At 44.7% G+C, this 26092-nt stretch carries 20 protein-coding genes; 6 read left to right on the top strand and 14 right to left on the bottom strand.

Translation table 11 applies throughout. The features are described from left to right. Positions 1-72 precede the first annotated feature (72 nt). Both LZG73_RS15010 and LZG73_RS15005 read left to right on the top strand, forming a co-directional pair. Positions 73-3045, top strand: a complete 2973-nt coding sequence (locus LZG73_RS15010; protein WP_233851225.1) for a DUF6797 domain-containing protein — start codon at positions 73-75, stop codon at positions 3043-3045. A 63-nt stretch (positions 3046-3108) separates the two neighbouring features. Further along, positions 3109-4032, top strand: a complete 924-nt coding sequence (locus LZG73_RS15005; protein WP_233851223.1) for an NmrA family NAD(P)-binding protein — start codon at positions 3109-3111, stop codon at positions 4030-4032. A gap of 10 nt (positions 4033-4042) precedes the next feature. Here the strand turns inward: LZG73_RS15005 and LZG73_RS15000 are convergent, their stop codons facing one another. Continuing rightward, on the bottom strand, positions 4043-5527 hold the full coding sequence (locus LZG73_RS15000) for a glycosyltransferase family 39 protein (protein ID WP_233851215.1): 1485 nt from the start codon (positions 5525-5527) through the stop codon (positions 4043-4045). Positions 5528-5657: 130 nt separating this feature from the next. Between LZG73_RS15000 and LZG73_RS14995 the strand changes: the two genes are divergently transcribed. Beyond that, complete coding sequence (locus LZG73_RS14995) at positions 5658-7832, top strand: xanthine dehydrogenase family protein molybdopterin-binding subunit (protein ID WP_233851213.1); 2175 nt, start codon at positions 5658-5660, stop codon at positions 7830-7832. A gap of 9 nt (positions 7833-7841) precedes the next feature. Here LZG73_RS14995 and LZG73_RS14990 read toward each other — a convergent pair whose 3' ends face one another. From LZG73_RS14990 to LZG73_RS14970, 5 genes are all read right to left on the bottom strand, one after another. Then, positions 7842-8576: an SDR family oxidoreductase gene (locus LZG73_RS14990; RefSeq protein WP_233851211.1), complete on the bottom strand. Its 735-nt coding sequence runs from the start codon at positions 8574-8576 to the stop codon at positions 7842-7844. A 73-nt stretch (positions 8577-8649) separates the two neighbouring features. Continuing rightward, positions 8650-9540 (bottom strand): AraC family transcriptional regulator, encoded by an 891-nt coding sequence (locus tag LZG73_RS14985; protein ID WP_233851209.1) that lies wholly within the window; start codon positions 9538-9540, stop codon positions 8650-8652. Between the two features lie 96 nt (positions 9541-9636). After that, entirely contained in the window at positions 9637-10818 is a 1182-nt protein-coding gene (locus tag LZG73_RS14980; protein WP_233851193.1) for a polysaccharide lyase, read from the bottom strand. Between the two features lie 252 nt (positions 10819-11070). Further along, positions 11071-12438, bottom strand: coding sequence for an exopolysaccharide biosynthesis polyprenyl glycosylphosphotransferase (locus LZG73_RS14975; protein ID WP_233851191.1), 1368 nt, complete (start codon positions 12436-12438; stop codon positions 11071-11073). Between the two features lie 100 nt (positions 12439-12538). Then, positions 12539-13474: a hypothetical protein gene (locus LZG73_RS14970; protein ID WP_233851183.1), complete on the bottom strand. Its 936-nt coding sequence runs from the start codon at positions 13472-13474 to the stop codon at positions 12539-12541. Between the two features lie 801 nt (positions 13475-14275). Between LZG73_RS14970 and LZG73_RS14965 the strand changes: the two genes are divergently transcribed. The 3 genes from LZG73_RS14965 to LZG73_RS14955 all read left to right on the top strand — a co-directional run bounded on the left by LZG73_RS14965 (position 14276) and on the right by LZG73_RS14955 (position 16159). Further along, positions 14276-14719 (top strand): oligosaccharide biosynthesis protein Alg14, encoded by a 444-nt coding sequence (locus tag LZG73_RS14965; RefSeq protein WP_233851181.1) that lies wholly within the window; start codon positions 14276-14278, stop codon positions 14717-14719. After that, a complete protein-coding gene (locus tag LZG73_RS14960) occupies positions 14716-15198 on the top strand; it encodes a glycosyltransferase (RefSeq protein WP_233851179.1) in 483 nt (160 codons plus the stop codon). Before LZG73_RS14965 ends, LZG73_RS14960 begins: the two co-directional genes overlap by 4 nt. Positions 15199-15382: 184 nt before the next feature. Next, positions 15383-16159: a polysaccharide lyase gene (locus LZG73_RS14955; RefSeq protein WP_233851177.1), complete on the top strand. Its 777-nt coding sequence runs from the start codon at positions 15383-15385 to the stop codon at positions 16157-16159. A 232-nt stretch (positions 16160-16391) separates the two neighbouring features. On the opposite strand, the gene asnB is transcribed toward LZG73_RS14955, so the two are convergent. From asnB to LZG73_RS14915, 8 genes are all read right to left on the bottom strand, one after another. Then, on the bottom strand, positions 16392-18287 hold the full coding sequence (asnB, locus tag LZG73_RS14950) for an asparagine synthase (glutamine-hydrolyzing) (protein WP_233851175.1): 1896 nt from the start codon (positions 18285-18287) through the stop codon (positions 16392-16394). A gap of 73 nt (positions 18288-18360) precedes the next feature. Then, positions 18361-19437: a glycosyltransferase family 4 protein gene (locus LZG73_RS14945; protein WP_233851166.1), complete on the bottom strand. Its 1077-nt coding sequence runs from the start codon at positions 19435-19437 to the stop codon at positions 18361-18363. 72 nt (positions 19438-19509) lie between these two features. After that, positions 19510-20508 carry a glycosyltransferase gene (locus LZG73_RS14940; RefSeq protein WP_233851164.1) on the bottom strand — a complete coding sequence of 333 codons (999 nt, stop codon included), beginning with the start codon at positions 20506-20508 and terminating at the stop codon, positions 19510-19512. 32 nt (positions 20509-20540) lie between these two features. Then, positions 20541-21503: a glycosyltransferase gene (locus LZG73_RS14935; protein ID WP_233851162.1), complete on the bottom strand. Its 963-nt coding sequence runs from the start codon at positions 21501-21503 to the stop codon at positions 20541-20543. Further along, complete coding sequence (locus tag LZG73_RS14930; protein ID WP_233851160.1) at positions 21500-22729, bottom strand: hypothetical protein; 1230 nt, start codon at positions 22727-22729, stop codon at positions 21500-21502. The genes LZG73_RS14935 and LZG73_RS14930 overlap by 4 nt, the downstream gene beginning before the upstream one ends. An 18-nt stretch (positions 22730-22747) precedes the next feature. Then, entirely contained in the window at positions 22748-23974 is a 1227-nt protein-coding gene (locus LZG73_RS14925; protein ID WP_233851158.1) for an acyltransferase, read from the bottom strand. 45 nt (positions 23975-24019) lie between these two features. Continuing rightward, on the bottom strand, positions 24020-24973 hold the full coding sequence (locus LZG73_RS14920; protein WP_233851156.1) for a glycosyltransferase family 2 protein: 954 nt from the start codon (positions 24971-24973) through the stop codon (positions 24020-24022). Then, positions 24973-26079 (bottom strand): acyltransferase, encoded by a 1107-nt coding sequence (locus tag LZG73_RS14915; RefSeq protein ID WP_233851154.1) that lies wholly within the window; start codon positions 26077-26079, stop codon positions 24973-24975. Before LZG73_RS14915 ends, LZG73_RS14920 begins: the two co-directional genes overlap by 1 nt. Positions 26080-26092 lie beyond the last annotated feature (13 nt).

The raw sequence follows: 26092 nt of genomic DNA, 5'->3' as shown, positions 1-26092 counted from the left end.
TAGAAGGTTATGAATGAGATTGCACTGTTGTTGGTGTGTGCTTCGCTAAAATTGCGCAGATAATGCTTTACAATGCATTCCATTGTGCCTGGTGTAGGTTTCAATTATTTTAAGGCAAAAGCGGAGCAGGTTTTGATCCATCAGTCATCATCGGCGTCCTCGTTTCTTAAAATCCCCACACCTTTTTTCCCGCACATTCAAGTAACTTTTAAACCACAATGGACTTTTGGTTTTGTTAATTATTTTGCCATAAACATGCTTGATATTTTGCAGTTCAGTCGCGGGAAGCTTGGAATGATAGGGATGGGAGTGTTGTTGATTGCGTCGGTTTTTCTGGCGGGTTACACGGATAATCAGACGATTGACGCCAATAAGAAGGATTCTCTTGAACTTGGTTCTTTCGTAGAGGCTGGGTTTCCGTATATCTCTACGTCCGTCGATGCGCGTAAGCTTGGGCCTGCGTTTCCGCAGGATAATATGGCTGCCCGGACGCTGGCATTGCAGCTTGGAGATGAGGCATATGCGTGTTTTGACACGGATTTGTTGCGCTGGTCGGTGGCCTGGACGGGAAAATTCCTGCCAATGGTCCTGATGGCGCAGGTTTCCTACAAAGATTTTTTTAACAAAAATAATAAGATTGCCTCGCTCACTGGCGATGCCAAAATGGCAACGGGCTTGTATCCGGGCTGGACCTTGCAAAAGCCTTTTACAGGTGATTTGTCCAAAATTAATGAAATAAGACAGCCGACCTGGGCGCCTATGCCAGCCGATCAGGGTCGCTGGAAAGGCGTTTACGTTTATGGAAATCAGGCTGTGCTGAGTTATTCGGTGGGCGCTGCTGATGTTGCAGAATTGCCCGGAAGCGCCAAATTCGAAGATCAGGTGGCTTTTAAAAGAACATTTAAGATTGAAAATATTTCAAAAGATATCTTCCTTACATTGGCGGAGGTCAGGAATGCTGTGGGAAGTGAGGCGCGTGGAAAGTTTGCATACATTTATCAGGGTGCAAATAAAGACACCGTAACAGCGGTCGCCATTGTGGGAAATGGCGGTTTGAAACTGCAACCTGAGGTCACTGCAAATCAATTTCTTACCGTGAAGGTTCCTGCTGGCGGTCGGTCTGTTACCGAAACCGTTGTGATTTGGAAAGGTCCATCGCGGTTGAAAAAGTCATTTGAAAATTATTGCAAAAAAGCCAGGATCACCATTCCCGATTACAAAAAAGGCGGCCCTGCATTTTGGAAAGAAACGGTCGCTACGAAGGGGAAACTTTCGCCGGACACAGCCGCATTTGTGACGGATCAACTGACACTTCCGCTGCCTAATCCGTGGAAACGCAATGTGCGGGTTGCTGATGTTGCCTTTTTTAAAGATGGCCGCGCGAGTGTGGTTACATTCGAGGGGGACGTTTGGATGATCGAAGGGATTGATAAAAACCTTCAAAATCTCAAATGGACGCGTTTTGCATCGGGTTTTCATGAGCCTATGAGCATTGAAATCTTGAATGAGGCGGTTTATATTTTTGGGAGAGAAGGGATTGTCAAGCTGCACGACATAAATAAGGATGGCGTGGCGGATTTCTACGAAAATTTCTCCAATGTGATGGAACAGTCGCCGGAATCCAGGGAATGGGCTGCTGATATGGTGACTGCGCCGGATCAAAGTTTTTACATTGCCAAAGGCGGCAGTCTGGACAATGGGCCGGGCATGACTTCCAAAACAGGAAAAGGTTTTAGGTCTGGGTCAAGCCAGAATGGGGCAATCCTGAAAATAAGTCGAGACGGGTTAAGTGCGGAGGTGATTGCAACCGGACTAAGAGGCCCATATCTCGGCATGCATCCTGAAAAAGGCATACTCACAGCCTCGGATCAGCAGGGGAATTTTGTGCCTTCAACGCCTATTTATATTATAAAAAAAGGCGATTATTATGGCGTACAACCCACAGCGCACCGCTCGGACAACCCGCCGATTGCGCCTCCGCTGACCTGGATTCCGCACAGAGTCGACCGTTCCGCGATCAGCCAGGCATGGATTACTGGAAACAAAATGGGCCCTTTGAACGGGAATCTGATCCATTTTTCATTTGGCAGACCCGGTTTGTTCCGGGTTTTGATTGACAGCTCGTCCACAGTGACGCAAGGCGGCGTTTCCGCGATCCATGCGGACTATCCAGCGCCAACTTCGAAAGGCATTGTAAGTCCAGTGGATGGGCAACTTTACGTTGCAGGGTTCAATTTGTGGGGCTCAACATCAACCGGAATCAGTGCATTGCTGCGGCTGCGTTACACCGGAAAGCCCAGTTACATGCCCAACCAATTCAAAGCCGGAAAGCAAGGCATTGTGTTGGGTTTTGATGCGCCGCTTGACCCTGCATTGGCCGCAAATCCCGCTAATTTTGCTGTAAAGAGATGGAATTATCAGCGTACAGAAGAATATGGTTCCGGCCATTTTAAAATGGATGGCTCCACTGGCGAGGAAACGATGTCGGTCGCAGCATCTTATTTGTCTTTGGATCGCAAAACGCTGCTTTTACTGGTTCCGGAAATGGCTGAGGTGATGCAAATGGAAGTTTCTTACAACATTGCCGCGGCTGACGGCAAGAAAATTAATGACAGCTTTTGGTTTACCGTTAACAAAGCGGAGGATATTGATTTGAAACCTTACGGCTTTGCTGGTGTTGATCTGGCACTTTTATCGGTCAAAAAACCAGAAACTGTCGCCGTTGCGGCCAAGGAAGAGCCGGCTTCCGTAGACCGTGGCAGTGCAATTTTTGAAAAGATGGCATGCGCTGGCTGCCATTCCGCCGGACTGAAAACAGACGGAATGTATGGGCCTCCGTTCCAAAATCTGTATGGCGGCAAACGCGTTTTTGAAGACGGCACCACCGCAATAGCAGACGAAAAATACATTCGCGAATCCATCTTAAAACCAGGCGACAAAATTGTAAAAGGTTACAATGAAGAAATGCCTTCTTTTGTGGGAATTTTGACAGATTCAGACATTGAATCAGTTACAATGTACATTAAATCGCTGCGTAAAAAGTAGCCGCTGCGGCACGGGTATAATTGTTTTGAGACAGATAAATAAGCATTTTATCTCAATCGCTCTATGCCCTCAGTTCCATTGAATGTTAATTCCAAAGTCATCATCCTCGCAGGCGCCACGGGCGAGCTTGGAAATCATATCGCCAGTTTCCTGTGTGCGCGGGGCGCTGATGTCCGCGCGCTCGTACGCAAAGGCGGTTCAGGAGAAGGAATTCCTGCTTTACGAAACCTGGGCGCGCAGGTTATTGAAGTCGATTACAGCAATGCGGCGGCTTTGAAAGATGCGTGCTCGGGCGGAACCTGTGTTGTAAGCGCATTGTCGGGACTTCGTGAAGTGATCCTCGGCGCACAAACACAGCTGCTTAATGCGGCGGTGGGAGCGGGCGTTCCGCGTTTTATTCCATCTGATTTCTCTATTGATTTTACCAAATTGACGCCTGGCAGCAATCGTAATCTGGATCTTCGGCGGGAATTTCATAACATTCTCAATGCGGCTCCCATCTCCGCGACATCAGTTTTGAACGGAATGTTTACCGATTTGCTGACTGGGCAGGCGCCTGTTGTTTTATCGCCGATCAAGCGCGTAATGTATTGGGGCAATGCGGATCAGCCCATGGATTTTACCACCATTCGCGACACAGCTGCCTTCACTGCCTTGGCTGCACTGGACGATTCGACGCCAAGATATTTAAGAATTGCGGGAGAGGTCGCCACCATTCGTGACCTGCAAAGAGCTGCCAGTGAAGCGACTGGCGAAAAGTTTGGGACTTTAAGAGCAGGAAGTCTGGGTTTTCTGGCGACGATGATCAAAATAACCCGCACATTGGCGCCACAAAAAGATGTGGTTTTCCCGCCTTGGCAAGGCATGCAATATTTGCATAACATGCTCACTGGCAAGCCAAAACTTGATCCGTTGGATAATGACCGTTATCCGGAAATGCGCTGGACGCCGATTCGTGAAGTGCTCGCCACGAAAAATCAAGCGTGAACCGGCTCGGCTATTTGCGTCTGATTGCCAGGTGTGTCCCATGCACGAGCGGGATGATCTGATAATTTTTTGTATTGCTTATGGAATCAAACGTGGCCTTCGTTTCATGGTCAAAAAAGAGATATCGGGTTTCATTTGGGTCAAATGCGATCGACAAGCGGGCATATCTTTGAAAAGGCGTATGAAGCTCCGAAAACATGGTGATTGGCGGTGGTAAATAGATCCTGGCATTGGCCGGGACGTGCTTTTTGAGGTCATTTGCAATTTCACACGCGCGGTCTTTGTCGGGATTAATCAGGCGATAGACCATTGCCGAAAATAAGCAAACCGAAATCACAATCATCACAAACTGTGGCAGCCGTTCCGATTTTTGAAACAATGCAAGCAGCATTGGCACAGCGCAAGCAGCGAAAAAAAGTCCGACGAATGGCAGGGCAGGCATTAAATAATAATCGCCTTGCTTGACGCTCGCCATCATAGGAAGTAAAATGGAAATCGTGATCAGAAACGCCAGTTGCGCTGCCCGCCTGACGCTTTGCGAAAATTGAATGTCAATTTTTGAAAGTTTGTTGGTAACGAAAAGCCCGGTTACCAGCAGTAAGTGCGGAATGATGTTTTTTATCAAAAGCTTCGGTAAATAAAAATGAGCAGTCCAGTCACCACTTACTTTTTCACGCTTTTTGAGTAAAGCCATCAGGATTTGCCCTTGAAAATAGTTGCTAATTAACAGTTTTGCAGGCGGATACAACAAGATGAGCCCGGCAAGCAGGAGAAATGAACACCCGACAATTGCCAGTCCGGTTAACCCTTTTCGCCAGTTGCGTCGCTCGTAAATAATGGTGTAAATCAGCGGAAATGCGAGAGGAAAAAGGCCAACGGGTCCTTTGGTCAGACAAGCTAAGACGATCATGATGCCTGCCAAAATCCAGTAAGCGGCACGAAAACGGTTTTGGGTAAAAGCTTTTAATTGAAAATAACAGGCGGCTAGACAGAAAACGGCCATTGTCGTGTCCAGCAAGTTGTTAGGGACGCTCCACCATACGATTCTCAGTCCGTACCAAAGAAAAACGGGCAGCCAAGACTGGTTTTTTATTGCAATGTCATTTCTGAAAAGAACTTTCCAAATTGTGGAAATGAGAAAAACACTTGCAAAAAGTATGATCGCATTGTAGAGGTTTTCGACGGCTGGCGAGTCTCCGAAAATTCGAAATAACAACGATTGCATGCCAAACATTAGTGGTGGATGCTCGCAAAAAAAGGAACATAAGTTGTTGTGAGTCAGCCAGAACGAATCAGCGAAGTGTGGTTGCCAGAAGCTGCCCTGCCCAAGCGCCATATTTCGCGCAATAGAAGCATACGCCAACCCGTCGACAAACAGGACGTTGTCAAATGATCGGGGGACGAATGTCATTGCGATGAAGCAGACAGTCAGAATCCAACCCAGGCCGGGCAAACTCAGCAATGATTGCCGAATGGAGTTGTGAAGTGCTGTCATTGTACGTTTTTGCCGTAAAAATCAAATAAAATACATTAGAATTGTCACCATCGGGTATTAATAATGTATTGTTTTATCAATCGGCGCAGATCCGGCGTCTAACGGTAATGCTAAGTTTCAATCTCCGTCAATGTCAAAATCGAATAACACATTTAACCTAAATCCATCGCTTGACCGTGTCGACGGCCGTGCGAAAGTGACGGGCTCGGCCACGTATTCCGCAGAATATGATTTTGAAAATTTAGCATATGCCGTGCTGATAACGAGCACGATAGCCAAAGGGTCGATCACGAACATTGATGCGAAACGGGCCGAGAATGCACGCGGCGTTTTGGCTGTGATCAGCCATTTGAATTCGCCGGGTGTGCCGGGTTATGGACCCGCGAAACAGCCTGCGGAGCGTGCACCCATGGGCACCGCATTCCGCGTTTTTCATGATAATCTCATTTATTTCAATGGTCAGCCGATTGCGATGGTCGTGGCCAATACATTCGAACAGGCCGTGCACGCCGCGTCGCTTGTGAAGGTCACGTATGCAGCGGAGGCGCATCAGACCGATTTCGAACAAAATCTTGCAAAAGCCATTATTCCAACAGGAGTTCAGCGCAACAAGAATTCGCCTTTTCAGGATTACCAGCGCGGTGAGCCCGCCGTTATCGACAATGCTGAGGTCAAGATTGCTGCGACTTACACCATTCCCACGCAGCATCATCAGCCCATTGAGCCGCATGCAATCGTTGCAATCTGGGAGGGCGCCGACAAGTTGACGGTTTATGATAAAAATCAAGGCGTCAAATCTGCTCAGGGAAATCTGGCGCAGGCTTTCCAGATCCCTCGTGAAAATGTGCGTGTAAATGCGCAGTTTATCGGCGGCGCTTTCGGCTCGGGAATCCGCGTCTGGCCGCATACAATTGCGGCCGCATTGGCCGCTAAAAAGCTCAGTAGGCCGGTTAAGCTCGTTTTGAGCCGGGAAATGATGTTTACTTCCGTCGGTTACAGACCTTATACAATTCAAAATGTCTCCATCGGAGCCACGGCTGCGGGAAAGCTTTCGGCCATTATCCATGAAGGCACAGGGCAAACGTCTGCTTATGAAGAACATTTGGAAAGGACAATTCTGGCTTCCCGGTCCTTATATGCGTGCCCCAATGTTGCAACAAAATACAGACTCCTGAGCCTGGATGTTAACACGCCCACGTGGATGCGCGGGCCAGGAGACGCCACGGGCATGTTTGCGCTGGAATCGGCTGTGGATGAGCTAGCTTATGCATTGAAAATGGATCCGCTGCAAGTTCGTTTGCTCAATTACGCCGACACCGATCCCGAGAGGAATCTGCCTTTTTCCGCCAAGCATTTGAAAGAATGTTACGAACTGGGAGCTGAAAAATTTGGCTGGAAAAAGCGGGCAAAAGAGCCTGCTTCGATGCGGAAGGACGGCAAATTGATTGGTTACGGAATGGCTTCAAGTTTGTATGGTTTTCACCGCCACCCTAGCCAGGCCAGGGGTATGATGCTTTCCGATGGCAATGTTGTCATACAAAGCGCGACGATGGATATCGGCCCCGGGACAGCCACAGCCATGACGCAGATTGCCGCGGAAGTTTTGGAAATCGCTCCTGCAAAAATCCGTTTCGAGCTGGGCGATTCAAGCCTGCCCGATGCGCCGGGTCAAAACGGTTCATCGACCATTCCGAGTGTTGGCTCGGCGGTGCATGTGGCCTGTCAGTCTTTGAAGAAAAAGCTTGCGGAACTCGCCGAGTCCATGCCTGCCGGTGCCTCTAAAACACATGCTGATATTTTAAAATACCATCATTTACCAAAAATTGAGGTTACTGAAGAGTCGAAATCTGGCCCTGAGCGGGATCAGTATTCAATGTATTCTTTTGGGTGCCATTTTGTGGAAGTGCAGGTGAGCCCTGCGACGGGAGAGGTGCGGGTGAGCAGGGTGGTGACTTGTGCGGATGTTGGGAAGATCACTAATTACAAAACTGCACGCAGCCAGTCGATAGGCGGCATCATTGGCGGAATCGGTATGGCGCTTATGGAAGCATCCGTGATGGATCACCGTTACGGGCGGTATGTGACCAATGATTTTGCCAATTATCACATTCCCGTGCACACGGATGTCCCGCAAATCGAGGTCATCTACATTGACAAGCCTGATATGCGGGTAAATCCGATTGGTGCAAAAGGTCTGGGTGAAATCGCGATCGTGGGTGTGGCTGCTGCCATTGCGAATGCAGTGTTTCATGCCACAGGAAAACGCGTGCGCGAATTGCCTATTACGGTCGATAAACTGGTTTGAGTCAAATCATTACCAAGGACTAATGCCTGTTTCGGGTGCATTGTCATCGCTATAAAACTGGCCGGTTGGCCCATCATGTTCCAAAACAGCCGCTTTCACAACTCTTGCTGCTGCATCAGGCACCGTGCCGGGGCCGGAATGATGGTTGAAATCGGTGGCCGTGTAACCCGGATCAACTGCATTCACCTTGAATGCTGTGTCGCGCAGATCGTGGGCGAGCACAATGGTGTATGCATTGAGCGCAGCTTTGGAAGCAACATATGCAGCTGGTTTTGCATTAAAATATATCCAGGATGGATCAGTGTGCAACGCCAGTGAACCCAGGCCCGAAGTGACATTGACAATCCTTGGCTGCTCCGCCTCTTTCAGCAAATCGATAAATGCCTGCGTTACCGCAATCACTCCAAATACATTGGTTTCAAAAACCTGCTTGAAGATGCGGGGATCGGTTTCCAATGAGTTCTGCATGGTGCCGCTAATGCCTGCGTTATTGATCAGCACATCGAGCACTTTTGTTTTCTGACCAAGCACTTCGCGGGCGGCTTTGATGGACTCAATGTTGTCCACATCAATTGCGATGGCCTCCACTTCGGTCAGTCCTTCCGCATGTAACTGGTCAACTGCCTGCTGTCCTTTCTCAATGCTGCGGCTTCCCAAATACACGTAAAATCCTTGCTGTAATAATTGTCTGGCTGTTTCAAAGCCGATGCTTTTATTCGCTCCTGTAATCAATACTGTTTTCATCTTTTCGATTGTTTTTTATAACAGTACAAATGTATAGCCAGCAGGCCGCCCGGATGTGACACATCGAGCTGTATCAATGGTACATTTCGCGGATGCTGGTGCGATAATCGGCTGGCGTGATCCCGGTTTCACGTTTAAAGAAGCGGTTGAAATAAGAGGCATCCGAAAAACCGAGGTCGTAGGCGATTTCTTTCAGGGAATCTTCGGTGTGGAAAAGCATGCGGCGCGATTCCAGAACAATCCGGTCGTGAATGTGCTTAATGGCTGGCTTGCCACTTTGAATTTTGACCACATCGCTCAAATGCCCCGCAGAAATGTTGAGTAAGGAAGCATAATCGCTCACCTCGCGCAGCTCGCGGAAGCATTCATTGATTTTGGTCTGATATTTTTTTACCAAAAGCTGATCCTGCGAAGTCTGGATTTCAGTAAACTGCTCTGTATACAAGCGGCTCAAATAAGTTAGCAACACAGTAAGATAAGCACCGAGCATTCGCTGCTGCCAGGGGCTGGGATTGTGATATTCTGCATTGATCTTGGCAAGCATATCCTCCACAAATGTCACGTCATCCGCATTCAGATACAGCTTATGGCCGTTGTAAGGATTTTCGATCAAAGGCAGATTTCGCAGCGAAGCATTTTCCTGAAACGATAAAAATTCAGGCGTGAAGGCAATGGCTGTGCTCCAAAGCAATTTTGATTCCTCTTTTACAATGATCTGGTTGGGACTTGTAAACGCAATCGTGTTGGCTTCCAGCGTGAATGGAGCCATGTCAATCCATTGCCGGTTGCCTGCTTTTCTGATGAATGCGATCAAGTAATGATCCTTTCGATGCGGCACAAGCAGATCTGACCGGTGCGGCAAAGCCCCTTCCAAATGATACAATCTGAAATATTTGTTGCCAGTCGCCGGGTCGGGTTCTAAGGGATAAAGTGGTAAGCGTTGATTGTGGTTAAGCAGCTGCATTTTCCTGGATTAACATTTTAAAGCAGGATAAAGATACGATCGGAAATGATGAATCCGACGCGCGCAGCAGCATTACATAGGTGTGCAAGTGTGAACTTAAAATTTAATGCTTTTAATGCTGCTATATGCGAAAGTTTGATCTTTGTCAACCATTTTCAAGCGATAGTAACTGTTTCCTTTGGCAGGTTTCGCATCGCTGAATGCGTAGTTGGTCAGGCTTTGGCTTGCGCCTGTTGCGGATTTTTCCCCGATGCTTTTCCAGTCTTTTGCATTCGTGCTGCGTTGAATGTAAAAGCGGTCCGCATTCACTTCCTGGCTCGTGCTCCATTTTAATTTTGCAGCAGTTCCTTGTTTAGCGACGGCAAACGAGGCGATGGTCACCGGCAGCGGGCCGGATGCAAGCAGCGGTGAAACTTTGTTTAAATCTGCATTCTGGTTGCCAATGGCGATTTCATCCACATACATGGTCCGAGAGTTGATTCCTTCGGTGGATTTGGTAGACCAGTCCCATTTGTAAATTCCTATTTTGAAGTAAGGGAACATCGCATCATTATAGGAATTTGGCTGATTTAATCTGCTTAGCACCTGCTTTTTATCTTTCCAAACCTCAATAATTCCCGTGTTATCATAAGCCCACTTAATGTGAAAAACCCAGTCATGCCACGTTTCTTTGTCAACCGGGCCAAGATCCAGTCTGGTAAAGGAAAAGTCGTGGTTGGTGATCCGCTTGGCGTCGCTGCGAATTTCCAAAACGAATCGATCGTTCAGTACGCCAAGGAACAGCGGAGCGCTTCGCCATGATTCGCCTTCTTTCAGGTCGGGCAGTGAATTCCATTGCACAATGCTTTCTTCAATGGATTCTTTTACAAACGAAGAAGGAAAGTAAACGGAGAATCCATACCAGCCTTCCTTATTCATATTCGGAGCCTGGCCCAGCTCTGCACGGTGATCGTTGGGCGTGTCCTGTCTTTGCAACTCAACTTTCATCGAGCTTGTTCCTGCTCTTTTTATTGATTTGTTGAGTGTGATCGACCACGGGCAGCACGTTGAATTTTCGTACCAGTTTCCAATTTCCTGATCAAAATGATAACTGACCAGTAAAGAAGAGTCTTCGCCTATGCCCAATGCGCTGCGAGCTGGGGAGGCTGTGTTTTGGCTGGCGGCTAAATCTTGCTCCGCTATTTCGAGCACATCCAGATTTTTACAGCCAAACATCAAACCGCAAAACAAAACAATTGATAATAGACTTCTTACATGCAACCAGTGTTGAGGGATCATATTGTAGAATTATTGAGAAGGTAAATACCGTTGATATGAGTAAAATTTCATCAATAATATAAATAGTTTCGATCATTCAAACGTATATGCTATAATAATTCGATAAAAATGTAGAATAAATATGTCGAACTAATGGCTATGATATTTAATTAGCTGATAATCAACACACCATGAAAAAGTCCCAACCAGAAAACTGATTGGGACTTATAAGATGATTTTTAAAATTTATACAGAGGAACCGTAAACCGTTACCTATCTGCCTTTACCAAGCAGGATAACCTGGATCGTGAGCCAGATCAAATATAGATCTGTGGTCAGACTGTAAGTGTTTAAATAAAGAATGTCGTATCTCAGTCTGTGCAGGTTTTCAGTCGAGTTGGTCGCATAACCCACCTTAATCTGGCCAATCGACGTAATGCCCGGTCGGATGGTCAATGCTTTTTGGAAATCGTGACTGGCTTCCTGCATCAGCATTTCGACATCATATTTGTGCAGCGGGCGTGGGCCTACCACAGACATTTCGCCTTTTAAGACATTCAGAAACTGGGGAAGTTCGTCCAGACGGCTGCGTCGTAATACGTTGCCGATTGGCGTCATGCGTGGGTCATTGGCGCCTTGGGAATGTTTCAATCCAAACTTGTGCGCGTCCATGCGCATGGTGCGGAATTTGATAATTTTGAATGTTTCGCCCCATCTGCCGGTGCGTTCCTGAACAAAGAACACGGTTCCTTTGGAGGACAATTTTACGGCAAGCATAATCAAAAGAAAGACGGGAAAACCCAGGATCATGATGATGGACGAGAAGATCAAATCAAAAGCGCGTTTGGCAAATTGCTCGCTTGGACTCGAAAGTGGTTTCGTATCCACGCTGATAATGGGGTAACTCTCATTGGGTTCGAAATTGATCTTTTTCGCAGCATAACCATGAAAGTCGGGGATTAATCTAACCTGCGTTTTCTTGCGTTCAGCCAGTCTGATCACACTTTCCACCTGATCGCTGTTCATTTCGGATAAGCAGCAATAAATGTAATCGAGGCGCTCGCTTTCCATAAAATTTTCCAGATTCGCCAGCTGCGGCGTTTCGGATGTCATTTCAAAAATGCCGCAGAAATGATAGCCCGACTTCGCGCGGTTTTGATAAAAATGACTTACAGAAGCACTCAAATCACCCTTCCCGACAACTGCGTATCGTTTGAGGTTATAGCCTGACCGCAAAATGATTTGCGTTGTCAGCACAATGAGCAGGTGAGCAATCAGACACAGACCGATGAATATTTCGGCCGATGTAAAGATCAGCTTCTGGTCGAAACCAACATATGCATTGCTTGCATTTAGGAGCGCCTGCATCAGCAGCAAATGCACACATATTGCAATGAATAGTTTGGCAAAATGTTGATAACTGCTGTAAGACGGCTGGTTGAATTTGTACGGCCCGATGAAGTAAATGCAGATGATCCAGAGCAGGTTACTGCTTAGAAGCAGGTTCAAATACAGGTGGTCGGAGCTTAGCTTGGGAACGCCGGCGAGAAACCAGTAAGCCAAAGCAAAGGACAAATTGAGCAGCAAGAGGTCCACCCAAAGATAGACCTTGGAGAGGTTTAATAAAGAACTGTGTTTCATACTGTTGAGCTTCTAATCTGATGGAGGGTTTAGCACTGTTAATGCGACGGGTTTTGTAATGCGAGAGAATTCATTGAGTATTAAATTTGAATTAGTTGTATTAACGGGAGTCGCTTTGCAGCATACGCCTGAACCTGGTCACAATTCTGGTGCGCAGGCCGGGTTTTGAATGATCCCGCTTTTTGGTGTAAAGCAACTCAGGTGCGCTGTCCATCGACGTTTGCACGTTTTTGGGAGCAGCCTGCCATGCAGCAGTTTCGCTGATGTAATGTTCGGGCAGCTTGATTCCATAATTGCTCCGCTCAAAGCCGATGTTGCTAACTAAATTGACATTGGGAACGACGGCAATCCCATTGTGCTGAAAAAGAGTGTATTGCCACTGGTAATCCCAGGACCGTTTTGTAAGCTGCTCATAAACCTGGTCAAAGCGATCGTGCCAGTATTTTACGGTGTCCGTGTCGCCAAACAGCCCTTTCAATGTCTGTTTGTTTTTCATTTCGGGCAGCTGTTCCATCCAAAAGTCATATTTGCTCCAAGCGCGTTTCCACGTTGCCCAGCCCCAGACGTGCCCGATCAGGCTGAAAGAATGATCGGCTTGGTTGGTTTCACTGCATTCTTCCCAGCAAGTCCCGGAAACATGCATGACATGGGCGTCGGCCTCATATTTATCAAGCATTGTCTTGCAAAAAGTGAAAAACGACGGATGCGGGAGCAAATCATCCTGTAAAATGACAAGCTTTTCACAGGTCTCAAAAGCCCAGGTGATCGCAGAAGAGACACCGATGGCCCAACCCATGTGAGCCGTAGGATACCATCTTTCAACCATGCATTCCCAGTTGATCTGGGCGTCTGCCATTAGGCATCTGCATGTTTCAACGAGGTCAGCGTCACCAAGTTTGCCTTCTTTGGGCGCATCCGAAAAAATATAAAGTTTAGCAGGTTTTATATTTCTGATCTGTTCAAATACATGATATGTTGTTTCGGGCCGGTTGTGTACAATCAGCAATACTGGAATGTCAAACAATACTTTATTCATTCGGAAATTTTAAACGGTGTGTTGGGGTAAAAACTGTCTGGTGCATTTTGACGCATCTAAGATAGAAGCCGAAAAAAAAACACCTGATGGTTTTGGGTCAAAGTTTGACAAGTTTGGGGTGATCCTATTCTTATCGGGGGTCTTATGTTATCAATAATGTTCGTTTTAATCAATTGACTTTTATTCAAAATTGTTTTGTCATCCAATTTACTAAAAACTGAAAATCAGTTAATTATTTGCGATGAAAACGTGCTTATACAAATAGTACTACATCTTTTTAAGAAATACATTTGAAATTTATCAATCTGAAAGAAAACCCTCTTCAAAATAATTGCTTCTTAAAATTTTCACGACAGTGAATCTAAAAACCTTTGAAATATTGCACTATTGGAAGCAAAAAATAGGCTCAAATTAGAATTGAAAAACTATTTTTATATGACGACAGACTAGTAGTTTTGTGTAGCGTAGAAATACTTTTTGAATGCTAAATTTGACCTTGTAGCTCGAAAACATTGCCCCCAAATGATGCAAGTTACACCCTGATAATTGGCGGGATTACCCCAAAAATTATCAGGGTGTTTCGTTAATGAATTAACATTGTATCGTATTTCAAGAACGACATTTTGAAATGTGACACTTTAACGTTTATTCAACCTCTTTCCTCTATCAGTATGAAAACAGAAAATATGGTTTTCAGCAACCTTCTTATTAATAAATCCAGTTATCCGGATTGTCAACGTTCGGTTAATCAAATCCAATCCTGAATCCAGTTTAACCTCAATCATTATTACAATTAATTTTATGAAAATTTTAGCTATCGCTTCCGCAGGCGGTCATTGGGTTCAGTTATTACGATTGAAGCCGGCATTTGAAGGTCATGAATTGATTTTTGCGTCTACCAAAAAAAGTTTTGCCGATACTGTAAAAGGATATAAGTTTTACAGTATCCCGGACGCAAGCAGATGGAATAAGTTGAAGCTTGTTTATTCGCTTTTATGCGTTCTCAAATTGATCTTCGTTCTAAGACCTAATATTATTATCACAACCGGCGCTGCACCTGGTTTAATGGGCATTATTGCCGGCAAACTAATTGGTGCGAAAACGGTCTGGGTTGACAGCATTGCCAATGTTGAGAACTTGTCAATGAGCGGCAAAATCGCCGCTTCCATTGCCGACCGAAGCTACACGCAATGGCCGGATTTATCTAATTCAAAAATTACATTTAGCGGAAGCGTATTATCATGATATTTATCACAGTAGGAACACAAGGCCCATTTGATCGTTTAATTTCAATAATGGACGATTTGGCGCAGGAATTACCAGAAATCCCTTTTGTAGCGCAAATTTCTGAAAGCACTTACAAGGTTAAGCATATGAAACATTTTGAATTCATAGGGCCAACCGAGTTTGACAAATATTTTTCGTCTGCAAAAATAATTGTTAGTCACGCAGGAATGGGAACAATCATTTCTGCATTGGAATACAATAAGCCAATCATTATTTTTCCAAAACTTGCGAGTTTAGGCGAACACAGAAATGAGCATCAGCTGGCAACTGCGAGGAGACTTGAAAGATTAAATTATTTGCACGTTGCTTACGACAGAGAAGTTTTAAGAGAAAAAATATTAAGCATGCTGAGCGGGGAATTAAATACATTGCACAGCGTAGGAAGATATGCATCCTCTGAATTAATTGGGTCATTGCAGAACTTCATTTCAATTTAAATTTCAATATATTTTAGCCGCAAACTAAACACATTGTATTTCGATAAACTTAATTCGTGTTTGAAGCATTTTATCGTCTTCTATTTTAATAACCATAGTAAACGTAATGAAAGCCAATCGTGATTTGAGTAAGTGCAATTTGATTTTAATTTGTGGCCTTTTAATATTTGCTGCCGGTTGTAAAATGACTGACATTGACGGCCAGGGCGATGTTGCAATGGATCCGGACATCATTTATCCGCTAGACAGTTTCGTCATTGCGCACCACAATTTTGATAATCAAATTGCTAAATGGTACGAAACGAGCCTTGCTAATTCCTGGTCTGCGCAAACGAGTGATTCTGTAAAGCGTACGGGCGCAAAGTCTGTGCGTTTTGAATTGCGCAGACAAGATGCGGCCTTTGAATTTCGTTCGCAGCTGGGCCGCGCACCTAACCAGAATAAAGAAGGCTGGTTTGGTTTTTCACTTTATTTCCCGGCAGCTTTCACCAGAGATTCACTTGAAGAAAGCATTGTGGAGTGGCAGGAGCTGCCCGACTTTTCGGAGGGCGAAAAATGGCGGAGTGCTCCGTTGTTTTTGGGCGTTATGAATGACCGGTTTGTGCTGGAAGTAAGGACGGACAGCAATCGTGTCACCCAACAATACAATGACAATTTTACACGCGTAGACCTTGGGCCCGTGCAAAAGGATCGCTGGCTCGATTGGGTTTTCCACATCAAGTGGGCTTTCGATAACACAGGCATTGTGGAAGTCTGGAATCAAAATAAGCTCGTTTTCAGTAGGATAGGGAAGGGCAACCGATATAACGACGCGACTTACCCTTACTTCAAAATCGGCATCAATAAATGGGACTGGAAGAAAAGCGGCAACGGTATGGTCAATAGCAGAGTCGTTTTTGCGGATGAAGTGACCGTTGGCAATGCGAAGGCCAGTTACAAGGACGTTTATCCAGGCCGGTAAAAAACTTTTATGCACCAGTTATTTTGAAGGGCTAGTCTGCTTAGACTATGCTCTTTTTTTGTTAATGTGCTGGTGATGAAGCGAATGAATTCAGTCGTCCATGTGGGATTGTAGTTGTAATCCGCATTTAGTCAGCAATACTAAATAACAAATGCCCCGGATCATAAAGCACTTACGCTGTGATCCGGGGCATTTTAATTGAGCGCCACTTGTGAGGTGGCGCCAGATTATATCAACCGATTGCTGTCTGTAAATCAGCCTTTTGCGTGCTGAAATCACTCTTGAAAAACGATGAGTGCCACAGTTCAAGGGAAAGCAGGATGAATAATTGCTTCTTGTAATCCCTCTTCATTGTCCTGTGCTGGTGAATCATATCCTTAATGTAAGGCGTGTTGAAATACTTGCGGCTCAGCGAGTCAGAACTATCCACTAACGACAACAACGAATCCGAAAGCTCTGTCTTAAACCAGTCACCAACAGGCGTTTCAAAACCACGTTTCTTCCTGTGAATGATGGACTTAGGCAACCATTCCTCAGATGCTTTTTTATGAATGTATTTCCCTGTTTGTCCTTTTAGTTTCAAGCCAATAGGAACAGTTTCGAGGAAGTTTACAAGGTCGATGTCAAGATAAGGCACGCGATTTTCTATGGAGTTGGCCATGGTCAGCTTGTCATTGAAGAGCAGCAAATTATCCGGAAGCATGGTTCTGGTGTCCAGGAAAAGCAGTTTTGACAACGAATCAGCATCTTTGTCCGTGCGGTCAAAAGCCTTTTTAAACAGGAATTTTTGATCCACACCAATTTGATCTTGCAGTCCTGTTTGATAAAGCTTGCTTTTCAAATCAGGCGTAAACAGCGTGTAAATGGCAATAAAGCGGTCCAGTTCTTCTTTGAATTTGGCTGAATAAATGCCTCTGTCAATCGTGCTGTTATTTGGAAACAATGTAGACGCAAGCGATAATGGCAACATGGAGAGCAGCTTACGGTAATCCGAAATAAACTTTTCTCCCTTGTAACGCTTGTAACCAGCCATTGGCTCGTCCGCTCCCTGTCCGCTCAAAACGACTTTCACGTGCTTTGAAGCAAGATTTGACAAGTAAAATAGTGCAGGAATCGTCGGCTCTGCAATGGGCTCTTCGGTGTGGTAAAACGACTTATAGAAGTAATTCATATAAGTGTCTTTTTCCATGTAAATTTCATGGTGCTCCGAATTGATCAGCTGCGACGTGATTCTTGCATCGTCAAGCTCATTGTAATTTCCTTTGCCTTCAAAACCAACGGTGAATGTCTTGATTTGATAAGCAGATTTCTCTGACATAAGCTTGCCCAGAACAGCTGAATCCAGACCGCCGCTTAACAACAAACCAACCGGCACATCGCTTAGCAATTGACGCTCAACAGACTGATCCAGAAGCCTTCTGTATTCAACGAGCGCATCCTGCTCGGTCATGGTGTTGTCGATTTTCTGAACCTTCGGCCAGTAATCCGTTTGCTTTACATTGCCTCCAAGCGTGAATTCGAGATACGATGCCGCTTCCAGTTTTTTGATGCCTTTATATAGCGTTTGCGGTGCTGGATTGTAGCGGAAGGTAAGGAATGAATTTAACGAATTTTCATCAATTTCCTTTTTGTATTCCGGGTTGTTTAGGATCACTTTTATTTCTGAACTGAATAGCAATTTGTTGCCATTCAAATAATAATAAAGTGGTTTTGTTCCAAACCAGTCACGCACTAAATATATCTTTCCATTTCTGCGATCGAAAAAAGAGAAAGCGAAAATACCATTGAAATCTTTTACGCCTTCGATGCCGAATTCTCTCAAATAATAAAGAATTGTTTCCGTGTCAGACTGGCCTTTGAAGCTTACATCTGATATGCGTTGCCTTAATTGTTTGTGGTTATATATTTCACCATTGAACGTGATGCAATAGTTGCCGCAATCGGTAAACATAGGTTGACTTCCTGCTTCTGACAAGTCAAGAATGGAAAGTCTGGTATGACCGAAATAGATGCGATCGTTACCAACTTCAATGTCGATAAGGGCCTGCGAATCAGGGCCTCTATGGCTGATCAAATCAATGCTTTGATTTGTCAATTTACAATTTACACTTCCTGCAATTCCACACATAGGATTGTGATTTAGTAATGAGGTTAAAAAATAAGATCTATAAAAGCGATGTAAGAAGGCGTTTGATTTCCTTTTACACCGTCAACATTTGCTTATAAACGGATTCGAGCTTAGGAATAACTGAATTTGAATAATATGGGGTCACCATTTGTCGGGATTTTCTGCCCATTGCATCAATCAGATCTGGATTATTAATAAAAGCTTTAATGCTGCTCAAAATCGCTTCTGAATCACCGGGCTTGACCAAAAAACCATTAACATTACTGGTTAATATTTCACTAATTCCGCCGACAGATGTGGAAATGATTGGCATGCTGTGACTCATTGCTTCCAAAATTGAAATTGGCAAACCTTCATTGTAAGATGGCAGAATGTACACATCACTTTTTTGCAGCAATGCTTTTTTATCTTCTCCCGAAATCCATCCTTTAAACTTGACAATGTTTTCTAATTGATACTCTTTTATGAATGCTTCCAATTTCTTGGTTTCCCCGTTTCCACCAATGGTTAGTTCCAACTTATCGTTGAAGTATTCTTTGTTATTTTTAATGACTTCCAGCAGATCGAAAATTCCTTTCCGCTCACCGATGAATCCCAGGAATAATAGTCGCAGGTGTTGTGATCTTTCTTTTGGCAATGACGAATCGGCTGGATCAATAATATTTTCGAGAACTATGATGTTTTTCAGTTTGAAATTAGCTTCAAAGAATGTTTTCCACTGCTTTGAGAGGCATATTACAAGATCGATATTTCTGAAAAATATTTGAATCAGCTTTCTGGTCAACGGGTTTGCATTGTTATAAAATATGTGAAAGTCAGAGCCGTGGCTGTGATAGATTAGTTTTTTGCCAAACAATTTCCCGACCAAAAAAACAAGAAACTTCCGGTAGAAGCTGCCGTAATGTGCACCGTGAATGTGCACAATTTTTATCTCTGAATCCGTCAACAACTTGCCGCTCAGTTTGATAAGACTCAATGCGAAATAAAATACATTGCTGATCTTGCTGATTTGCAGGTTGTATGTCGCAACAAACTTGAAATCCGAAAAATGATTAGAATAGGTTGACAGCACACTGGATATTCCTCCAAGTGGTGGCTGAAAGCCTTCTCCTACGGTCAATATTTGTCTGGATATGGTCTTGGAAATCATTGTAATTAGCTGCTGTTATTAATTCAAAATAGGGAGGGATTTGTCTGCTTCTCGTCTTTCAAGCAATGTTGCTTACACTTTTCTGGCAACATCCGCATTAGCAAGGTTGATATATGCTTTCATCAGAACTTCATACATAACCGGGCTCGCTTTGAAAAGTTTCAATGCGTAACGATGCTTCAATTTGATCGCTCTTTTGAACATATATTGATAATAATCAACCAGATTTTCACTCGCCTGTTTGTATTCTGCAAGATATTTTTGACGCCCTGAAATGAAAATTAAATTGATCAATGAAATGTTGGTGATCAGATCAAAATATTTTGCCTCATCCAGAATTTCCGGCAGACTTTGCTCGCAGGTTTGGACCATTTGTTTAGAGAAACTCACTGTGTCCATGTATTTCGTGCTGAACTTGGTCATGCTAACCGAGTTCTCTCTCACGATGTAATTGTATTTCACCTGATCATCGAAAACGATCTTGTTAGCTTGGTTCAAAGCCTTGAAATTGTAAAACGTGTCCTCATACATGCTGCCTTCGAACTTAATGCTTCGGGCGATTTCAGCAGTGAAAATCCGGTCATTTGCACTGTGCGAAAAGTCTTTGGTAAGCAATGCTGTTATGGCACCAGCGCGGTCATATATTTTGGTTTTGCCTGTTCCGTAAAACATTTCGACTTTGTGTGGAAATATTTTGCGCGTTCCGCAAATCGAAATGTCAGCCGTATGTCTGATCGCATTGTCGATCAGCAGTTCGTACATGTCAGCTTCAAGCGTGTCGTCGCAGTCCACAAATCCAATGTATTTGCCAACGGCAATGCCCAATCCTGTGTTGCGGGCACTGGAAACACCCTGATTGTTTTGATGCACAACCAAAACCCGGTTGTCCTGCCGCGCGATGCGGTCGCAGATTGAGCCGCATTCGTCGGTCGATCCATCATTGACCAAAATCAGCTCAAAATCGGTGAACCGCTGTTTCAAAATCGACTCGATGCATGAGTCAATGTAAGCCTGCTTGTTGTAGACGGGAACAATGATCGAGAGAAGGGGCATGTTGATATTGAAGCTCATAATTAGTTAACTGTTACAGTGCTTTTCGGCAGTTATTGGGTTATTTTGATGTTTTTGGCAGATCTTGGAAGCGCCTTCAAGGCTAAATAATACATGTATATTTTTGCAGGAACCAGCAATTTCGTGGCGCCGAGTTCAGTCACTACTTTTTTGATCAATGCTGTTTTTTCGGCAATTGAAAATGAAGTTGATAGCAGCAGCGTTGAGCAGATCCATCTGAGTTTGGTGAATTCCGAGGTCGGTTCGGTGATGCCGTTGCTTTTGAAAAATTGCGTAACCCACTGCATGTAAGCCAAATTGGATTTGAGCTTGCGCTGCACGATTCCCTTGTCTTTGAAATCGGAGGAAATGTTGATGCCGCTGTCTCTGAAATAAACTGTGGATTCCGGGAGCGTGACAATTCCGTTTTTGCGTCCGAATGCAATCCAGGTTGCGTCGTCGGAACACCAGGCGAGATCAAAGTTTATAAAACCCGTCTCCGTATATATTTTTCTTGAAAAGATATATTCTACGACCGTGCTGTTGATTTCCCGATTGATTCTTTTGGAAAAGAAATCGTTAACAGCCAATTGTTTAGGAAAAGGATTGCAAGTCTGGATCACCTGGCCGAATCGGTTAATGATCCTGATGTCGAAATGAAATAAATCGACGTTTTCCTGCTTGCCAAGTCCTTCAAAAAATCGCTCAACACAGTCCGCGCCCATCACATCGTCGTCCGAAAACAGCCAGATCCAGCTTTCGTCCTGGGTCAAATCAATGCAGCGTTTCCATTGGCTCACCAGGTCCTTTCCGCCTGCATTGGTTTCAAACTTCCTGTAAGTCATCGGAATGCGCGTTTCAAATTCCTTTACAATGCTGTAAAGATCCTGCGGGCTGTTGTCGTCTCCGATATAGAGATGAAATTGCTGACAAGTCTGCGCAGCGATTGACACGAGTGCTTCCCGAAGAAATTCGGCCTTATATGCCGGAATAACGATTGCTAATTTCTCTTTCATGACAAGGCAGGTTGCAGGATTTCATTTTCAGCAACAGCTTGTTGTTGAACTATATAATATTGCTGGCTCTCATACAGATATTGATATATGTAGAGCACAAATACATTGGTAATCATAAAATTGATCGAGTAAACGGCGTCGGACGTGAGGCTCGTTACCAGCAGAAGCAGCGTATAATATTTGAGATAATAATAGTTTTCAGGCACCCGCATCCTGAATGATTTGATGAAAATGGAGATATAGGCGAGCACGGCGAAAATGCCAAACATCACATACACACCAATGATGCCTACATCCGAGAGGTAAAATCCGTACACATCTTCGAGGTAAGTCGTAAATGCTCCATAGGAAGACGTGTTGTTCGGGAGGCCATTTCCGAAGATCCGGGACAGCCAGTTTGGTGAAAAATCGTTGATAAAATAATCACCAGCAATCACACGAATGTATTTGTCTCCCTCCGAAACAGTCTCTTTCTGCGTCTCAGCCAATCCTTTGTAAATGTCGGAACCCTGCAAATAAATCAGTCCAACCACAAAAACCACGACCATTCCGAGCTTCATGGCAAGCGATGCTTTTCTGCCGTAATGATACACGATGATCACAGCTAAAAGGCCGATCGACTGCCGGGTAACTTGTAACAATGTGACACCCACGCCCATCAGCACAAATCCAATGTAAAACCACTTGTAGGCGTTTTTTTCAAGGCTTTTATTCAATGCGATGAAGAACGCGAGAAAGAAAGCGCCTGCGCCTGGAAACAGGATGCGCACAATGCCGCGGTCTTCAACGAATTCTTCTCTGAAACCGAAATAAACCGTGTCGCTATGCAGGAATTGAAAGAGATAAAGCACAATGTAAGCCACACCAAAAACCATGACGACTCGCTCCAACATGGCGATCGGATACTTTTGGTGCAACAGATAAAAGAACGAAAACCAGATCAGATAGGGGATGGAGCTCACGCTGTAACTAAATGCCTGATTCCATGAAATATACGCCATCAAAATCGAGAACAGGACCGAAAAGCAAAGCACCTGCACAGGGAAAATAAAGCCACCAGCTTTGCGGAAAAACTGCGGAATGGAAATCAGGATCGTTCCCAGCACAAATGCATAGCTCAGATTTTTGAGCACACCCGAGTTAGCGATTTTGGCTGAGAAATAGTTCAGCGAAAATAGCACCAGCAGGAAGATGAAAATGTAATGGTAATATTTAAAATTGTTCATGATCTCAGTCCGGATTGCTCAGGCTAAATGCTTGTTAAGTTCCAATGCAACTTGATTTTCGATAACGGGCTCAATTGCTCTTGGCGAACTTTTTGATTGGAAAAATGTCTCTCTGATTTTCAGAAATGGCTTTTCAATGATTTCTGTAAAGATGATCCCCGCCGCAAGCGAAAGTCCGATATAACAAGCAGCGTAAAGCAGCCATTGCGGAACGCTCGTAAATGGCGTCGCGATGCCCGCTTTTTTGAATGCCAAAAGCAGATATACATTCACAGGCACATGCCACAAGTAAATGCAATATGAATTTTGACCGATAAAAGAAATAGTGCGATTGTTGAAAATGGCAACGTGTTCTTTTTTGTAAAGCGCAGCCATCAGCAACACGCCGAAGCAAGCCGCATTGGTTGAAAGAAACACAACCGACACAATGTTGTATTCCCAGTAAGGCAAAAGGAAATTCAGCGATAATAACAGAGCGGCAACAGGCAGCATCCATTTCTGATGCGTGCTGATAAAACTTCCAAGCGCCTCTTTTCTGTAATTTAACAGGTAAGATAAGATGACGCCCAGCAGCAAAGAATCCAGCCTGAAATGCGTTTTGCCAAAATGCATCAGAAAGTCATACTGCGGATGCTGAATGTTAGCTGCCAACCTGAAAGCGATTCCTGAAATCAGCAAGGTCAGGTAAGTGATCACCAGCGTCTTTAAAGTAAGCTTTTTGAATCTGATGCAGATCAAAAACATGGCAGTCAGCAAAAAATAGAAACCTTCTTCAACATCCAGCGACCAAGTGTGCGCCCATCTTCCGCCCAGATAATTGTGCACGAAAAACAGATCTTTCAGATAAGCAGCATTGGCAAAGCTGAAATCGCTTTTCAAGAACGTGCGTTCCAGAATGAAAGTAATGAGCAACAATGCGATAAAACTCGGGTAAATTTTGAATCCGCGGCGAATCAGAAATCTTGCAGCGTCGATCTTGCCGCTTAAATGATGCTCTTTGAAAAGTAGGCCTGAAACCAGAAATCCGCTGAGCACAAAAAACAGATCCACGCCGATCCAGCCACCCGTGTTGATCACATAAAACCCGAATCCAACCAGCTTCTTGATCATCGGATCGGACTTGGCAGAAACCAATGGATACAAGTGATTCAGGATGACAAGCAGCACTGCGCACGCCCGGATGAAATCAAGCGTGTTGTTTCTGACAAAGCCGCTGGCAGGATTCTGGTTTAAGGTCTTATTCATTGGAAAAACAATCGGGGGCGTTAATGATTTTGCTTAGCTTCTGTTTCAATTTCGGGCAGCGATCCTTCTGGGTCGGTCATTGTCAAACTCGCCTTTCCAGCCATCGCGATATGCATTGAAGTGGAAGTTGATGCGCTTGTATTTGTAATCGTCGTAAAGAATGATGGCTTTTGAATCAGACAAGAATGATCTGGTCAGCATCAGCAGCATTCTGTATTTAGTCGATTTCGATTGGTTGAAAACATATTTTTTCTTGATCCAGGTCATGTTTCGCATGCCGTAATAGCGAATCCAGAGCTTGTCGAATGGCGTGCGGTAATTGACCTTGTGCAGGAATGTTTTGCGCTCGCCACTCGCAGTTGCGTTTTCCAAATGATAGATTTTCGCTTTCACGCTGACCTGCACACGGCTAACCTGATTCAAGCGAAGACAATATTCAACATCGTCATTATGGATGAAAAACTCTCTTTTTGGCAAACCAACCTGCTTAATCGCACTTGAATGCACCATTAACCCAACAAACGAGGCGAAATCGACCAGGATATCACCGTCGTTTTTCTCATTGATCGGCGTGTAAATGGATGAAGAACCCTGTGAGAAATCAAAGCATCCGCGGTGGCGTGTGTCAATGTTTCCTTCGCGGTCCACAACGAGCGGCGCGAGGCAAAGCACGTCATCCGAAGTGCGTGATGCGAGCATGTTTTCAAGGCAATCCTTGTCTGCCACGCAGTCATCATCCATCACCCAAATCCACTCATAACCTTGCTCGTAAGCTTCTTTGATGCCTGTGTAAAATCCGCCGGCACCGCCAAGATTATTCTGGTTAACCAATATCAAATCATTCTGCTCAGCCAGCCACGAGTCCGTGCCATCCGAGCTGCCATTGTTGACCACCACGATTGCATCGGGACGGACAGTCTGCTGGCGCAAGGCGTTGATACAGCCTTTAAGCAATTCTAATCGGTTGAATGTTACTACAACTGCTGCAATGTTATTCATCAGGCTTTCAGATAAGTGTAATTTTTACGGAAAATGAGTTCGACGTTGTCGGCCAGTGAGGTGAACACAGGGACAATTTTCTTCTCCACTGCAATGTGGCAAATCACGCCGATGCCGGTTGCCAGCACCATTTGCACCATCACAATGAGGTCGGCCGCTCCTGCCATGCCAATGTTGTCGTAGACCAGGCCAAGCGCAGAAAATACAATCGTGTGAACCAGATAAATCGAGTAGGAAGCGTCACCCAAAAGCAACATTTGACGGTTGCCCCACAGGCCTTTAAGTTTCGCATTGGTTTCCAAAAACACACAACCAAAAACAAGCAGAATGCTCGGAATGCCAAAATAGAACAGTCTTGCAAAGGTCACGCGGCCACTCAAAACCTCGTCCATTTCCGAAACCCTTCCGTAGCCAAACGTGATCAAAAGCACGAAGCAAACAAGGCTCGTTACAAGAGAAGCAGCCGCAAGATTTGAAGAGATCTTTTTGTTTCTCAAAACCCACCCCATTAATGCGCCCACACCGAATTCAAGAATGATCGGGTGCGTGATGAAATTGATAATCACCTGATTAGACGGCATCAGCTGACCCAGGCCAACAAGCGCAATAAGCATCGCTGTCAGGTAAAATTCTTTGTGTTGAATGCGTTTGTAGATCAAAACCGCAAACAGCATATAAAAGAACCATTCAAAGCTCAATGTCCAGCCAATGGTCAGGATCGGCCACCAGATCTGAGATCCTGGCTCGATAGGCAGAATTGTGAGCGTTTTTAAGATCGCCTTAAATGAAAATGCTCCGTGCTCGCGTTGGAGCAAAAAGCCAAATGCAACGATGCTTACTAGATAGTAATATGGATTTATTCTGATAAATCTTTTTTTCAAAAACTGATAGGTGTTGCGGCGGCCATTGATGTCGTGACCAATGAATGAGATGATGAAGCCGGAGATCACGAAAAAAATATCCACGCCGATTGCGCCGAAATCCTGTAAAAAATGGAAGCCTTGCTGATGCGAAACGGCATATTTCACTTGGAGGTCAAGTGAGTGGCAGTAGACAACAAGCAGGGCTGCCAATGCGCGTAAAAATTGAATAGAGTGAAGTTTCATAAACGGGGTTTTT

The organism is Dyadobacter sp. CY326 (assembly GCF_021390515.1).
GTDB lineage: Bacteria > Bacteroidota > Bacteroidia > Cytophagales > Spirosomataceae > Dyadobacter.
The sequence above is the reverse complement of the archived record's forward strand: the minus strand, read 5'-3'. Positions and strand labels throughout refer to the sequence as shown.

What these genes read in the sequence shown, in the direction of transcription:
- LZG73_RS15010 (WP_233851225.1), top strand. Translation starts at nt 73, where the DNA reads ATGCATTCCATTGTGCCTGGTGTAGGTTTCAATTATTTTAAGGCAAAA.
- LZG73_RS15005 (WP_233851223.1), top strand. Translation starts at nt 3,109, where the DNA reads ATGCCCTCAGTTCCATTGAATGTTAATTCCAAAGTCATCATCCTCGCA.
- LZG73_RS15000 (WP_233851215.1), bottom strand. Translation starts at nt 5,527, where the DNA reads ATGACAGCACTTCACAACTCCATTCGGCAATCATTGCTGAGTTTGCCC.
- LZG73_RS14995 (WP_233851213.1), top strand. Translation starts at nt 5,658, where the DNA reads ATGTCAAAATCGAATAACACATTTAACCTAAATCCATCGCTTGACCGT.
- LZG73_RS14990 (WP_233851211.1), bottom strand. Translation starts at nt 8,576, where the DNA reads ATGAAAACAGTATTGATTACAGGAGCGAATAAAAGCATCGGCTTTGAA.
- LZG73_RS14985 (WP_233851209.1), bottom strand. Translation starts at nt 9,540, where the DNA reads ATGCAGCTGCTTAACCACAATCAACGCTTACCACTTTATCCCTTAGAA.
- LZG73_RS14980 (WP_233851193.1), bottom strand. Translation starts at nt 10,818, where the DNA reads ATGATCCCTCAACACTGGTTGCATGTAAGAAGTCTATTATCAATTGTT.
- LZG73_RS14975 (WP_233851191.1), bottom strand. Translation starts at nt 12,438, where the DNA reads ATGAAACACAGTTCTTTATTAAACCTCTCCAAGGTCTATCTTTGGGTG.
- LZG73_RS14970 (WP_233851183.1), bottom strand. Translation starts at nt 13,474, where the DNA reads ATGAATAAAGTATTGTTTGACATTCCAGTATTGCTGATTGTACACAAC.
- LZG73_RS14965 (WP_233851181.1), top strand. Translation starts at nt 14,276, where the DNA reads ATGAAAATTTTAGCTATCGCTTCCGCAGGCGGTCATTGGGTTCAGTTA.
- LZG73_RS14960 (WP_233851179.1), top strand. Translation starts at nt 14,716, where the DNA reads ATGATATTTATCACAGTAGGAACACAAGGCCCATTTGATCGTTTAATT.
- LZG73_RS14955 (WP_233851177.1), top strand. Translation starts at nt 15,383, where the DNA reads ATGACTGACATTGACGGCCAGGGCGATGTTGCAATGGATCCGGACATC.
- asnB (WP_233851175.1), bottom strand. Translation starts at nt 18,287, where the DNA reads ATGTGTGGAATTGCAGGAAGTGTAAATTGTAAATTGACAAATCAAAGC.
- LZG73_RS14945 (WP_233851166.1), bottom strand. Translation starts at nt 19,437, where the DNA reads ATGATTTCCAAGACCATATCCAGACAAATATTGACCGTAGGAGAAGGC.
- LZG73_RS14940 (WP_233851164.1), bottom strand. Translation starts at nt 20,508, where the DNA reads ATGAGCTTCAATATCAACATGCCCCTTCTCTCGATCATTGTTCCCGTC.
- LZG73_RS14935 (WP_233851162.1), bottom strand. Translation starts at nt 21,503, where the DNA reads ATGAAAGAGAAATTAGCAATCGTTATTCCGGCATATAAGGCCGAATTT.
- LZG73_RS14930 (WP_233851160.1), bottom strand. Translation starts at nt 22,729, where the DNA reads ATGAACAATTTTAAATATTACCATTACATTTTCATCTTCCTGCTGGTG.
- LZG73_RS14925 (WP_233851158.1), bottom strand. Translation starts at nt 23,974, where the DNA reads ATGAATAAGACCTTAAACCAGAATCCTGCCAGCGGCTTTGTCAGAAAC.
- LZG73_RS14920 (WP_233851156.1), bottom strand. Translation starts at nt 24,973, where the DNA reads ATGAATAACATTGCAGCAGTTGTAGTAACATTCAACCGATTAGAATTG.
- LZG73_RS14915 (WP_233851154.1), bottom strand. Translation starts at nt 26,079, where the DNA reads ATGAAACTTCACTCTATTCAATTTTTACGCGCATTGGCAGCCCTGCTT.